Annotated in this window: 10 protein-coding genes and 3 pseudogenes; 8 read left to right on the plus strand and 5 right to left on the minus strand. The window is 37.6% G+C overall.

The window, feature by feature from the left end; genetic code table 11:
• Positions 1-45: 45 nt before the first annotated feature.
• The 4 genes from H4I94_RS12190 to H4I94_RS12205 all read left to right on the plus strand — a co-directional run bounded on the left by H4I94_RS12190 (position 46) and on the right by H4I94_RS12205 (position 3,919).
• Positions 46-807, plus strand: coding sequence for a glycosyltransferase family 25 protein (locus H4I94_RS12190; RefSeq protein ID WP_261183261.1), 762 nt, complete (start codon positions 46-48; stop codon positions 805-807).
• 45 nt (positions 808-852) lie between these two features.
• Positions 853-1,692 (plus strand): DUF707 domain-containing protein, encoded by an 840-nt coding sequence (locus tag H4I94_RS12195; protein ID WP_261183262.1) that lies wholly within the window; start codon positions 853-855, stop codon positions 1,690-1,692.
• Positions 1,689-2,795 carry a UDP-galactopyranose mutase gene (glf, locus tag H4I94_RS12200; protein WP_261183263.1) on the plus strand — a complete coding sequence of 369 codons (1,107 nt, stop codon included), beginning with the start codon at positions 1,689-1,691 and terminating at the stop codon, positions 2,793-2,795. Before H4I94_RS12195 ends, glf begins: the two co-directional genes overlap by 4 nt.
• Before the next feature lie 164 nt (positions 2,796-2,959).
• Positions 2,960-3,919, plus strand: a complete 960-nt coding sequence (locus H4I94_RS12205) for a polysaccharide pyruvyl transferase family protein (protein WP_261183264.1) — start codon at positions 2,960-2,962, stop codon at positions 3,917-3,919.
• Positions 3,920-3,956: 37 nt separating this feature from the next.
• Here H4I94_RS12205 and H4I94_RS12210 read toward each other — a convergent pair.
• The 5 genes and pseudogenes from H4I94_RS12210 to H4I94_RS12230 form a co-directional block, all read right to left on the minus strand.
• Positions 3,957-4,173: pseudogene (locus H4I94_RS12210) on the minus strand (hypothetical protein).
• A gap of 104 nt (positions 4,174-4,277) precedes the next feature.
• Complete coding sequence (locus H4I94_RS12215; RefSeq protein ID WP_261183265.1) at positions 4,278-5,141, minus strand: lysophospholipid acyltransferase family protein; 864 nt, start codon at positions 5,139-5,141, stop codon at positions 4,278-4,280.
• A 195-nt stretch (positions 5,142-5,336) separates the two neighbouring features.
• Complete coding sequence (locus tag H4I94_RS12220) at positions 5,337-5,558, minus strand: hypothetical protein (protein WP_131274343.1); 222 nt, start codon at positions 5,556-5,558, stop codon at positions 5,337-5,339.
• Between the two features lie 116 nt (positions 5,559-5,674).
• Entirely contained in the window at positions 5,675-7,465 is a 1,791-nt protein-coding gene (gene aspS, locus H4I94_RS12225) for an aspartate--tRNA ligase (RefSeq protein WP_092820333.1), read from the minus strand.
• A gap of 75 nt (positions 7,466-7,540) precedes the next feature.
• Positions 7,541-8,887, minus strand: coding sequence for an O-antigen ligase family protein (locus H4I94_RS12230; RefSeq protein ID WP_261183266.1), 1,347 nt, complete (start codon positions 8,885-8,887; stop codon positions 7,541-7,543).
• A 435-nt stretch (positions 8,888-9,322) separates the two neighbouring features.
• Between H4I94_RS12230 and H4I94_RS12235 the strand changes: the two are divergent.
• The 4 genes and pseudogenes from H4I94_RS12235 to H4I94_RS12250 form a co-directional block, all read left to right on the plus strand.
• Positions 9,323-9,982 (plus strand): annotated as a pseudogene (locus H4I94_RS12235) (IS982 family transposase); the annotation flags it as partial.
• Positions 9,983-10,110: 128 nt separating this feature from the next.
• On the plus strand, positions 10,111-12,219 hold the full coding sequence (gene znuD / locus H4I94_RS12240; RefSeq protein ID WP_261183267.1) for a zinc piracy TonB-dependent receptor ZnuD: 2,109 nt from the start codon (positions 10,111-10,113) through the stop codon (positions 12,217-12,219).
• A gap of 107 nt (positions 12,220-12,326) precedes the next feature.
• Positions 12,327-13,790 (plus strand): phospholipase D family protein, encoded by a 1,464-nt coding sequence (locus H4I94_RS12245; RefSeq protein ID WP_261183268.1) that lies wholly within the window; start codon positions 12,327-12,329, stop codon positions 13,788-13,790.
• Between the two features lie 187 nt (positions 13,791-13,977).
• Positions 13,978-14,192, plus strand: a pseudogene (locus H4I94_RS12250) (transposase); the annotation flags it as partial.

A 14,192-nucleotide genomic window follows, 5' to 3' on the forward strand; every position in this document is an offset into this window, starting at 1 on the left:
TTCTACATTAGTTATTATGCGCTAAGGGTAAAAGCGGTACATTTTATGAAAACATTCATCGTCAGTATTGAAGAAGAAACATCTCCACGGCTCTTGAAATTTCTAAGCCAGCCTTTTTTTAAAAAGGGTCAACAGGCTTATGTCAAAGTAGGCGTTAAAGGTGGTGAACTGACGGCAAAACAATATTTTGATTTAGGGGTGAAAGGGCGTTCGAGACCGCTTTCACCGAGTATGGTGGGATGTACACTTTCTCATATTGAAGCTCTAAAAGCATTTTTACAATCAGATGATGAGTTTGCTTTAATCCTTGAGGATGATGCCATTTTGCCTGATGATTTTGATGCTGTATTGCTAGAGCAAGAATTAAAGCAAGCGCAGTTGGCGCCGCAGTTTTTATTCAGCATTGGCGGTATTCAAATGAAGGAATGTCGTAAGGTTCGTGGAGATATAAAATCATTCACGTTGCATCGAGCACCAGTCTTGGAAGTAAATCCAGATTTTTATCATCGTATTTGTTATACCGTGTCTTATGTTGTTGATCGGGCAATGGCTAAAGCTTTAATCCAATATCATCAAAAGTTGCGTGCTGCGGATGATTGGCGATATATTCCAGATTTATATCCTGATTCACGCATCTATATGGCATTTATTGTGGATCATCCTGTTCTTGAGCCTAACGTAAACAATCCGGCCTTCAGTACAATTGAAGCGGAGCGTGCGGATTCCAGTGATGTTCCTGTTAGTAAATTCGGTTCAAGTCTGCGATATAACTTAGCGAAATTTATAAACAAAAAATATCCATTATAAATGGAAAATCATACAGATTTAAAAAGAGGGTGAGTTGGTTTTGTGATGAAAAATTTAATTGTTGTCCGATGTGGTGATAATTCTTTACATGAAAAATGGATATCGCCAGATGCGAATTATGATGTTGTTGTCAGCTATTTTGGAAATGAAGCCAAATTCGATTTAGAGCATTTAAAATTTTTTCATGCCTATAAAGGGTCAAAATGGGAAGGACTAAATGACTTTTTTCAAAGTAATGATTTCTGGCGTGAATATGATGCGATTTGGCTTCCTGATGATGATATTGACACGGATGTCCAGACTTTAAATAAATTTTTTGATTTATTTCATCAATATAAGTTTGATATTGCTCAGCCTGCTTTAGATACGCGTAGCTATTTTTCATGGGCTTTATTGCTTCAGAATACAAGTTTTAAATACCGTAAAACAAACTTTGTTGAAGTTATGATCCCTTGTTTTTCAAAATCAACATTTGAAAAAATTTATTCGACATTTTCAGAGAATAAATCAGGCTGGGGTTTAGATTTCCTATGGCCACAAATGCTGGGGAGAGAAGCTAACATAGCAGTTGTTGATGAGGTTTCAGTATTTCATACCCGTCCTGTAGGTTCAGCAGGATCTGGCATGGGTAAAAAAATTATTTCAAAAAAATCATTTTTTTCAAAAAACAAAGAATTAACACCTACTGATGAATTAAAAATTATAGCGAAAAAATATAAGCTTGTTCAAAAAGTACGATGCATTGGAGGGCTGGATAATAATGGAGATTATAAAGAGGCAGAAGATGTAAAATTTAAGCAATTATATCTTTACGGTTGTGATACTAGATTGCTTGAGAATCTCAAAATTGATTTTGGTTTAAATAAATTAGAGTTGGAAAAATGAAATTTTTAATAGTGGGTTCTGGTTTTACAGGGGCTGTCATTGCAAGAAAATTAGCTGAATCAAATCATCGTGTATTTGTTATTGATCAGAGAAATCACATTGCAGGAAATTGTTTTACACAACGTGATAAAGAAACAAACATTATGGAACATGTTTATGGGCCCCATATATTTCATACAGATGATGAAGAGGTTTGGAGTTATGTAAATCAGCATGGTAAGTTTAAACCCTTTGTTAATCGTGTTAAATCAATTGTGAAAGGAAAGGTTTTTTCTTTACCGGTAAATCTACATACGATAAATCAATTTTATAATAAAAAATTTTCACCAAAAGAAGCGAAAGAATTTATTGAGTCGATTGGAGACGCAAATATTGAAAATCCTCAAAATTTTGAGGAACAGGCTCTTAAGTTTATTGGGGCAGATTTATACGAGGCTTTTTTTAAAGGATATACAGTAAAACAGTGGGGATTAGATCCTAAACAGCTACCAGCTAGTATTCTTAAGCGATTACCTGTTAGATTTAACTATGATGATAATTATTTTTCACATAAGTATCAGGGAATTCCAGAACATGGATATACAGAAATTATCCACTCCATTCTAAATCATGAAAATATTCAAGTTGAGTTAAATTGTGCTTTTAATGAAAGCATGAAGTCACAATTTGATCATATAGTTTGGAGTGGAAAGCTAGATGAATGGTTTAACTATTCCGAAGGTAAATTGAGCTATAGAACACTTAAATTCGAAAAGCATTATGATGATGGTGATTTTCAAGGCAATGCTGTTATAAATTATGGAGATGAAGATATTCCATATACACGTATTACAGAACATAAACACTTTATGCCTTGGGAAGAACATAAGCGGACAATTTATTTTAAGGAATATAGTTCTGAATGCCGTGATGCAGATATTCCATATTATCCAGTAAGATTGGCGAATGATAAAACAATTCTGAATAAATATTTATCTAAAGCAAATAATGAAGAAAATGTTACTTTTGCTGGCCGCTTAGGTACTTATAGTTATATGGATATGGATGTAACAATTCGTGAAGCTATTAATATTGCAGAAAAATTAGTATCACGCTTTATTTAATATTATTTATTAAAGGGATAGATGAAATCCATCCCTTTATTATTCAAAATCTCAATTTTAAGATTTTATTGATGACCTATGTTTCGCGTATATTATGGGGAGGATTAAAGAAGTTAAAACTGCTAAAATAGAAGAATTATTATTTTATTTGTAGTGAGAAATTTGTGTGCGTTAATAATGCAGTAATGGATGGATTGAAGTCAAAGCTGTCTGAAATTTTGTACTTTATATCTGATAAAGATGATGTTGTCTATTTAGACTATCCCTTTCATTACAATGTTGGTGACATACTAATTTTTCTAGGCGGTGTTGAGTTTCTTAGAAAGAATGATATTAGAGTAAAGAAATTTTATAATATAAATAATTTTAGCCTTGAAAAAGTCAAAAAAGATATAACCAAAAATACCACCATATTATGTCATGGAGGTGGGAATTTTGGTAATATTTACCAAAATCATCAAAAAATGAGAGAGTTAGTCGTTCAAAATTTTCCAGATAACAGAATTATATTTTTACCACAGACAATTTTTTTTGAAGATATAGAAAGTCAAGAATTGTCTTTAAACATCCTAAAAGATCATGAAAATCTAATCTTTTTTTTGAGAGATTTACCGAGTTTAAAGATTATAAAGCCAATATCTGAAAAAAGTTATTTGATGCCAGATATGGCTCATTTTCTTTATGGTAGTTTGAAAGCAAATCAAAAGGCGGTAAAAGATGAACTGTATTTTTTAAGAAGGGATTCAGAGAAAATAGAAAATCAAAATGAACTATTGGGGAAAGCAGCAAAGAGCATTGATTGGTGCGATATTATTAGTTATCAAGACGAAATTTTATTAAAGAAGCTTAAAAGACTCATAAAATTGAATAAAGTGTTTAAAATTTCAAAAATAGATAATTATATTTTTGAAGTCTGGTACAAGCACTGTTGGGAACTTGTTTATAGATGTATCAATGATTTTTCAGGTTATGAAAAAGTCATTACCTCAAGATTACATGGTCATATTTTAACATGCTTATTAGAACGTAATTCAGTGTTGTTGAACAACTCTTATGGAAAAAACAAAGCATATTATGAATTATGGACCAAAGAATTAGCAGAATACATTGATCAGAGTTCATAAAAATTGTAATTATTCAGATGTGCCAGATAAGAAATTTTTACTCCTTATCTGGATTACCTTTCAAGATAATATAAATCAAGCCAACAAAAATTACGAAAGCACCAGCAATTCTACTTACGCAGAAATATAGAATACACTCTTTGGCGAGCGCAAAAAAGATTATTCGCCAAAATGTAACGCATGAAAAGCTATTGCACGATAGAAAACACAATCAACATAATGCCACGATTACGAACAGCGGGATGCATAGTCATAGCTTGCTTAACTCAATACTAGAATGTCATTAGTGATTACTAATCTCAATTTATTCCATTATAGTGGTTTAATCATCTAATTTAATGTAAAGAGAAATACACGTTTAAATTCTATAAGGATTGAGGTTTCCATAACAGTTTCTAAATCGTTTATAAGACCAAACATATTGCTCAGGTGCAACATTAATCATACTTTCAAGATTTTGATTAAGGCTATCAACTGAAGTCTGTAAATCATTCGACAAGATGTCATCTGCCAAAACTGAACAGTGGACACTGAAACCGGAAATTTCATCCCGTATACAACTAAGCCCAATGATATTGCATTGAGTTTTATTGGCCAGTTTTGAAACCAGTGTCGTCGATAAGGTATTTTGCCTAAAGAAGTTTGAATAGATACCCCCGGACGCTTTAGGAAGATGATCTGGAAAAATGACTGTCAGTCCACCTTGCTTGAGGTGCTTAAAGATTGCACGCACACCATTCTCATCTGTCGGGACGAGAGTTGCATTTAATCGTTGTCTTGCTTCCAACATAAAACGATTCACAGCTTTGTTTTTGTTGGGTTTATACATAATCATGGGAGAAGTATGCAGATTCAGCCATGCATTTAAAAGTTCCCAACAGCCAAAATGGGCAACCACCACAATTACGCCTTTGCTATTGGCTAAGGCTTGAGTAAGGTGCTGTTCACCATAAATATTTTTTAGCTGATTCAAACTATATTCAGGCGACATACCCCAGCATTTAATGGATTCCACATAAGTCATACATTGGCTAATTAAGCTTTTTCTGATCAGAGTTTTTTGTTCTGATGAGTTCAATTCTGGATAAGCTAATTGTAGATTGATCCGCGTAATCCGCTTCATAGAGGAATTATGACTATTAAGCAGAAGGGCAATCCAAAAAGCAATGAGTTGCAAAACCGAAAGTGGCAGCAGGGCAACAACTTTAAATAGAAAATACATGACAGCGCAACTCTAAAAAACCAAAAAATAGAGAATGAAAAGAAAATTTTGGAAAGAGTTTTATCGCATCAATGATGCTGCGCCGTTTCTAAACTACAGAGTAGGAGTTAAAAGTCTTGAGAACAAAATAAAGAAAACACAAATTACAGAAACCACTGAAGCTCATGGTGGCATTCAGTGGATTAACAAAATAAGTTATTGAGGTTTATCGGCATTGCCTTTTAAAACCATATAAATCAAGCCGACAAAAATAAGCAAGGCCCCACCTAGACTGCTTACACAAAAATAAAGAATGCGTTCATTGGTATCCATGTTAAATAAGCCATTGGCCAGGATATAACGCATAAATAGCCACTGCACAACAGAAAACACAATCAACATAATGCCACGATTACGAACAGCGGGACGCATAGCCATAGCTTGCTTAACTCAATAATAGAAAAACAGCATTATTATGCCATTACCAGAAACCAATCTCAATTTAATAAAAAACCCTGCCTGAGCAGGGTTTTGGTCACTGAACTAGTAAAACATTAAACTTCTTGTTTAGTTTCAGCTTTTGGTTTTTCACGTAAGCGAATACCCAAATCACGTAATTGATTGCCTTCAACTGGAGCAGGAGCTTGAGTCAACGGACATTCAGCAGTCTTGGTTTTCGGGAATGCAATCACGTCACGGATTGAAGATGAACCTGTCATCAGCATGACAAGACGGTCCAGACCGAATGCCAAACCACCATGCGGAGGTGCACCGAATTTCAATGCATTGAGCAGGAAGCTGAATTTCTCTTCTGCTTCTTCTTCAGAAATGCCAAGCGCTTCAAAGATCGCTTTTTGCATTTCGAGCGTATAGATACGAAGTGAGCCGCCACCAATTTCAGTACCGTTCAATACCATATCATAAGCCACAGACAATGCTTGACCTGGATTGTTCTTCACTTCTTCTACACTTGATTTTGGTAGTGTGAACGGGTGGTGAACAGAAGTCCATTTGCCATCATCAGTTTCTTCGAACATCGGGAAGTCAACAACCCAAAGCGGAGCCCACTCGCAAGTCGCCATGTTCATGTCATGACCAATCTTGATACGCAAAGCGCCCATTGCATCATTTACAACTTTGGCTTTGTCCGCACCGAAGAACACGATATCGCCATTCTCAGCACCAACACGTTTCAACAGATCAAGTACGATTGGCTCGATAAATTTCACGATTGGGGATTGAAGGCCTTCAATGCCTTTTTCAAGTTCGTTGACTTTAATGTAAGCCAAACCTTTGGCACCGTAGATACCCACGAATTTCGTGTATTCATCGATCTGGCTACGTGGAAGAGAACCTGCACCCGGTACGCGAAGTGCAACGATACGGCCTTTAGGATCTTTGGCAGGACCTGCGAATACTTTGAATTCAACGTCTTGCATCATGTCTGCAACGTCAACGAGTTTCAAAGGAATACGCAAGTCTGGTTTGTCAGATGCATAATCACGCATTGCATCTGCATAGGTCATGCGCTGGAATTTGTCGAATTTTACGTCCAGAAGTTCATCGAACATCTTGACCGTTAAACGTTCCATTAAATCCATGATGTCATCGTCACTCATGAACGATGTTTCAACGTCGATCTGGGTGAATTCAGGCTGACGATCCGCACGTAAGTCTTCATCACGGAAACATTTCGCAATTTGATAGTAACGATCAATACCACCCACCATCAACAACTGTTTGAATAGCTGTGGAGATTGTGGAAGTGCGTAGAAGCTACCGTTAGAAACACGACTTGGAACTAAATAGTCACGTGCACCTTCAGGTGTCGCACGGGTCAAGATCGGCGTTTCAACGTCCAAGAAACCATTTTCTTCGAAGTAGTTACGAATCAGGTTTGTCAATTTAGAACGGAAACGCAGGCGATCTAACATTTCTGGACGGCGAATATCTAGGAAGCGATATTTCAAACGGATTTCTTCAGAAATGTTGGTGTTTTCGTCATTCAATGGGAAAGGAGGAGTTTCTGAAGTAGCAAGAACTTCGATGTCTTTTGCTAAAACTTCGATTTGACCACTCACCATGTTGGCATTTTCTGTGCCTTCATAACGGCGACGTACACGACCTGTGATTTTTAATACGAATTCAGAACGTGCCTTGTCAGCAGTTGAGAATGCTTCTGGAGTATCTGGGTCAATAACCACCTGAACCAGACCGTCACGGTCACGCATGTCCAGGAAGATAACACCACCGTGGTCACGGCGACGGTGAACCCAACCGCATAATGTTACGGTTTGGTCAATTTGGGCTTCAGTTAATGAGCCACAGTAATGAGTTCGCATCATAGCGTAAAAAATCCAACTATATGGGTTAAGGTCAGCGTATACGTAAACAGCGTACCGCTTTTTTCGAATGTTGAATTATGCCTCTTTATCAATTTCCTCACAAGGATTCACATTGTTAAATTCTCTACCACTGACTTTCTGCGAACGATTTGAGGATTCATGTTGAAGATTTTTTAAGATTAGAGACATTAAAGTAAATATTACAAGATAATAAAGTATAGTTTGACGTGGAGCATAAAAATAAAAGTCAGTTAAGCCACAGATAATGAGATAAACAATAAAAGAAATCCCTGCACAGCATAAAAGTCTTATCTCTTCATTGTTCGAATTTTTTCTGAGCGATTGTATAAAAAACTGAAGAGGAAGGAGCAGCAGAGTTAATAAAGCTAAAATTCCTAATAGTCCCTGTGTCGCTAGAATTTGAAAGAAAATATTATGGGCATGTATTGTACATTCTCCAATTTTTCCTTGTCGGTTTAATTCACATATATCTTCTTTAAACTGTACAATTCCGATTCCAGTAAGCGGGGCTTCTTTGAATTTTTCTAGAGAAAGTTCCCAAAGGGATAATCGAGTACCCACACTGGTATTATAATTCTGATTGTGTACAATATTATACTCATCTGATTTAAGTGCTTGTAGTCTCGTTTGTATTGGATTGTTAGGTATTATCAGGACTATTGCTATTAATAGTAAACTTACACCAAAAATTGTTAGAATTTTTAAAAAATTTTTCTTGTAAAAAAAAATAAAAATTATAAGAAATATAATTGGTATACCTAGCCATGCACCTCTCGTGCCATGAAGACAAATTAATAAAATATTAATCAAGCTTAAAAATATAAAAATATACGCTGTTTTATTTTTTTTATAGAATCCATAACAGAATGTTAATAAACTGATAGCTATTAAAGAATAATCATAAAGAATGACAGGATTAAGTTCTTTGGCAATTAAATCTCTATCGAAATTAGAACTTAAATTTATATAAATATTAAATGGAATTGATATTAGTACAGTGATATTAATTATTTTAAAGAAAACTTCACTGCAGAATTTCGTATTTAAGATTAGGGCCGGTAAAAAAAGAAAAAATAGTGTGTATATAAATTGGAATTTATATAGCTCAGAGGTGTGCGAAAACCATGCTAATTGGTTGCTGGGAATAATATTTTTATTTATTATAATTTCATTTAAGCTAATAAATAAAAATGGGGTAATTGTAATTAAAATAAAATATAGGTTGGTATGAATTTTAATTTTTTTTGTAAAAAAAAATAAGATTGCTAAAAATGCAAAAAATTTAAGTAAAGATCTGTCAGAACCATCATTTATTGTTAAATTAAAGAAAAAAATTACATAAATAGCTGTAGTGAAAAAATATATAAAATTTTCAGAATCAAAAAATTTAGAGTGAAACATCGTATGATTTTAGTTAAAAAAAAATATTTTAACTGTTTTCTAATCTAATTCAATCATTTGTTTTTTTATTTGGGTTTTTTAATAAAAATTTATTTAATTCAATAAGTTGTTTTTTTATTTTGGAATACAGGGTAGAGCATGATTTAGCTTATGATAAATGAGGTATGGTTGTGCTGAAAAGTACTGCAAGTACAATACCTATAAAGAATTTAATAGTGGAGTAAAAATTTTAAATGCCTAAATCATATTGGATTACGGGGAAAGTAAATAAATTTTTGATATAGACGATACTGTAGACTGTAAAAACTAGTCTAATCCATAAGGTTGGATGGTCAGTGAGCTCCCATAAATGTTGGATATTAGAATTTTCCTAAGTAGATAATCGCTATAAATCTGTAGCATTGTACCAATCACAACTACCACAAGAGATAAAGTAAAAAGCATCTATTTAAAAGCGTACCTTGTTCCAACGTATGATTAACCTCATCAATATGCATCAACTGGCACTCCATGCTTTACATCGCACCTTAATAAAAGTGCAACAGAGCCAATATTTATGGATTGAGTCAACCACACTACCTGTCTGTAAAAATCAATGGATTCAACGCCATAGATCATTAACCAAGATCGTATATCGAGGTAACAGCTCGGTGCACTGGTTCTTTGGTTGTAAGCTGCATGTAATCATGAGTCAGTCAGGCGAGATTGTCCGTACAGCTTTATCGAATGGGCATACAAAGCGGCTATTAATATGGTTGAATAGCTCGTTAATGGTTTACAAGCAAAACTCTATGCAGATCATGGCTATATCAGCCAAGACGTAAAAAATAGATTAAAGAATCAAGGTATTAATTTAATCACCTATCATTGAAAGAACATGAAGTCTGTTCAACTGTCTGTATCAGATAAATATCACTTAAAACAGTGTAATAAAATAGGAACGTTATTTAGCCTATTGAAAGGCAATACTATTTAGTGACGAGTAAAGCCCGGAGTATTTCAGGCTTCTTAAGTGGAATCTATGCTTCGTTATGTGCATACCAATTGAATCATCGAAATAAGCCTGCAATTCAAATTATGGAATTGTCATTTTAAACAGGATTCAGCTTTTATTAGGAAAGCACTACAGTTTAGTCTAAGTATGTGGAAGAAATGTTTTATTGCAAAAAAATGAAATGTTATATTATAACAATATTCAGAAATTGCAGCTTTGAGTCCGTTCCATGCTTCTTCATAAGAATTTAATTACACTTTCTATTTTTGCCGTCATTGCACCTGCTGTTTTTGCTGATGAAGAGCGTCAAACTCAACAACTCTCCACCATCAAATTGCAGGCACATCCCCTGATACAGTCGGCTGCAGATTTTGCAGTTGCCGATCAAGTGATTGACCATAAAAAGCTTGCCGAAGGTGGTACGACTATTGGTGATGCTTTGGCAGGTGAGCTGGGGGTATCTTCAAACCAGTATGGTTCAGGTTCCAGCCGTCCGGTGATTCGTGGTCAGGACGGTCCACGAGTGAAAATCTTGCAACATGCCTCTGAAACGGCGGATGTTTCTACGCTTTCACCAGACCATGCAGTCACTGTTGATCCGATTCTGGCAAAACAGGTCGAGATTATTCGTGGACCATCCACCTTACTGTATGGCACAGGAACAGTGGGTGGACTGGTCAATGTTACTGACCAGAAAATTCCGACTCAAATGCCTGAAAAAGGGTATGAAGGTCAGGTGGGCTTGCGTTACAACACGGGTAGCGATGAAAAATTAGCGAGTGCTGGTTTAACAGCGGGTATTGGTGAAAACTTTGCTTTACGTGTAGAAGGTTCGAAACGTAAAGCCAATGACTATTTTGCGCCGGATTATTTTCATGAACATGAAGGGGAATTAGAAAAAGAACGCCGAGTCGCGAATACTTTTGCTGAAAGCCAGGCCGTGAATATTGGTGGTTCATGGATTCATGATCGTGGCTTTGTCGGTTTATCCTATAGCAACCGACAGGATGAATATGGTCTGCCGGGGCATAGCCATGAATATCATGGTTGTGTACTGCATGGCGATCATTTTCACGGTTGTCCAGAGCCAGATCCAAATGCAGCAGCACATGAAGAAGAGCATGGCGGACCATGGGTAGATTTAAAATCTGAGCGTTATGAGGTGCGTACCGAGCTGGAACAGCCTTTTGCCGGTTTCGAGAAACTGCGTGCCCATGCCAGCTTTACCGATTACGAGCATGATGAACTTGAAGAAAATGAAGTCATCAGTAACTTCAAGAGTAAAGGTTATGATGGCCGTTTGGAGCTGGTACATGTGCCTGTCGCTGGCTGGGAAGGCGTGATTGGAACGCAGTATAGTCAGCAAAAAATTGATCTTGCTGCGTCCGAACATGACGAACATGAAGAGGGCGATGAAAATGATGCAGAGCATCATGTCCATGGCTCAAGTGTGGTGATGCCGAACACAAAAACTGAAAAATACAGTCTGTTTGCCTTGGAGCATAAACAGCTGGGTGATGTACATGTTGAGCTAGGTGCACGTGTTGAACATCAGAAAATTGCAGTAGAGTCTGAGCAAAAAGATTATTCAGGCACAGGTGTTTCTGCTTCTGCAGCTGCAAACTGGGAGTTTGCACCGAACTATAAACTGTCATTGGTGGGTTCACATCAGCAGCGTTTACCGCTCGCTCAGGAACTCTATGCAGATGGCATGCATTTTGCCACGAATACTTATGAAGTCGGTAATCCGGATCTGGATAAGGAACGCTCCAACAATCTGGAACTGGGCCTGCATTATGAAGGCGATAAACTCGACTATCACGTGCATGTCTATCATAACTGGTTTAATGATTATATTTATGGGGCTACGGTTGCAGAACAAGGCAACTTACGTGGTATCAACTACACCCAAGACAAAACCACATTCTATGGTACAGAAGCACAAGCCGGTTATCAGATCAATGACATGTATAAGCTCAGTGTGTTTGGCGACTATGTCCGCGGCAAAATTGACAGTGAAAATGCACCCCGTGTTCCGGCAGGCCGTCTAGGGAGCAAAGTGGATGCAAGTTTTGATGACCACTGGTCCGGTCTGGCTGAGTTTTACCGTGTCTTTAAGCAAGACAAAATTACCAGCTATGAACAGGAAACCAACGGCTACAACATGCTGAATCTGGGGCTGTCTTATGCGGGCCAGATGAAAGATCGTAATGATTACCGTGTCTACTTTAAAGCCAATAACCTGCTGGATGATCAAGTCTATTCACACGCTTCATTCCTGTCGAATATTCCGCAGGTGGGACGCAACTTTACTGTTGGTCTGGAATTCGATTTCTAGACAAAAGTGATCCCGGGAGGGGGTGATTCAAGCAGGTGAAACAGAAATCCTCTTGATAAATCAAGCAATAAAACCTAGTCTGATGACATTGGACTAGGTTTTTTGTTATGCGTATTTTTCAACGAATTCATCAGAAACTGAATTGGTCACGCCGTCGTTATGTCAGCGTGATCGTCGGTTTGCTGGCTTTGGGATATCTCTCATCGGCCATTTATCATACTTATAAACCTTTGCCTGAAGGCCTGAATTTTACCGGTAAGTTGCGTCATGCCGAGGTGAAGTTTATTGCTGATCAAACCTATCTGGATGCAACTGGAAAACAGCAGCAAGACCATCATATTTTTAATGAAATGTTAAGGTTGATTGATGAAGCGCAAACCACCATTGTACTGGACATGTTCTTGTTCAATAGCGAAGTGGGCGAATCGACACGAGCGCATCAGACATTGGCACAACAACTTACGGATGCCTTGATTTTAAAACGCGGTGTGCAGCCAAATATTGAAATCAGGGTCATTACCGACCCGATTAATTCAGTCTATGGAGGGCTTGCACCCGAGCATTACCGTCAGTTACGCAATGCAGGCATTGATGTGATTGAAACGGATTTACGACCGCTGCGTGCATCCAATCCCTTATGGTCTGGTTTCTGGTATCTCTGTTGTCAGGATGCCGGCAATAATCCTGAAAAAGGCTGGCTCGCCAATCCGTTTGGTCAGGAAAAAATTACCCTGCGCAGTTATTTTAATCTGTTTAATTTCAAGGCTAACCACCGTAAAACCGTGGTGGTTGATACAGCTCAGGGCTGGAAAGCCTTGGTGACTTCAGCCAATCCGCATGATGGCAGTTCTCGTCATTCCAATGTGGCCTTGCTGGTAACGGGCAATACCGCCATTGATGTATTAAAGACCGAGCAGGCTGTGGGGCGGATGTCCAAAGCTGACATTCCAATGGTCATTATTGGTGAGTTTGAGGGTGATCGGTCTTTACCTCAGGTTCAGGTGCTGACTGAAAAAGCGATTTACGATGCAACACTCAAACTGATTGAAACGGCCAAGCCCAAAGAGCGGATTGATTTGGCCATGTTCTATTTGTCTGAACGGCATATTGTCAAAGCCCTGATTACTGCACATGAGCGTGGGGTAAAAGTCCGTGTATTGCTCGATCCGAATAAGGACGCATTTGGGCGTAAGAAAAATGGGATTCCTAACCGGCAAGTGGCTTCTGAACTCAATGCTGCCGGTGTACCGGTGCGTTGGTGCAATACGCAGGGTGAACAATGTCATAGCAAGATGATTACTAAATCAAATGCACAGCAGTCTGAAATGATTTTGGGTTCAGCCAATTTTACTGCACGAAACATCAAAAACTATAATCTGGAAACCAATTTACGCGTGATGGGTTCATTGCAAGCGCCAGTGTTTACGGATGCTCAGGCTTATTTTGATACGGCTTGGTCGAATCTGGATGGTAAAAACATGAGTGTGGATTACAGGCAATATGCAGATGAATCGAAACTGAAATATGGAATTTACCGTTTTATGGAATGGAGCGGATTGTCGACGTTTTAAGTCCCTCATCCCCTTGCGGAATATATTCCTCATCCCAGAGGGAGAAGGAGTTCCCTCTCCTAAAAGGCATAGGTATCTACACAAATCCCGAGCTTTGCGTTAAATTGAAGAGCATGCTCTTCAATTTAACATCTCTGGCTTAGATCAGCGTCTGGTTAAACGCTATAACAGCCTTGTAAAGCTCAATATGAATCCTCTCGCTTCACTTGCTCCCGCAATCAAAGACCTGGCTTCTGCCCAAAAGTCGAGTTTCGCAACGACACAAGCAGTCTGGCGATTCCTGAATAATGACAAGATTTCTTTTAGCCAGTTAAACCAGCCGATTGAACAGCTTGCATGTGAGCAGATCAACTCGTCACAGCATCGCTATGCATTGATCGTTCATGACTGGTCTCAGCTGCA

The organism is Acinetobacter sp. T_3_1 (genome assembly GCF_025377055.1).
In the GTDB taxonomy this organism is placed as follows: domain Bacteria; phylum Pseudomonadota; class Gammaproteobacteria; order Pseudomonadales; family Moraxellaceae; genus Acinetobacter; species Acinetobacter kookii.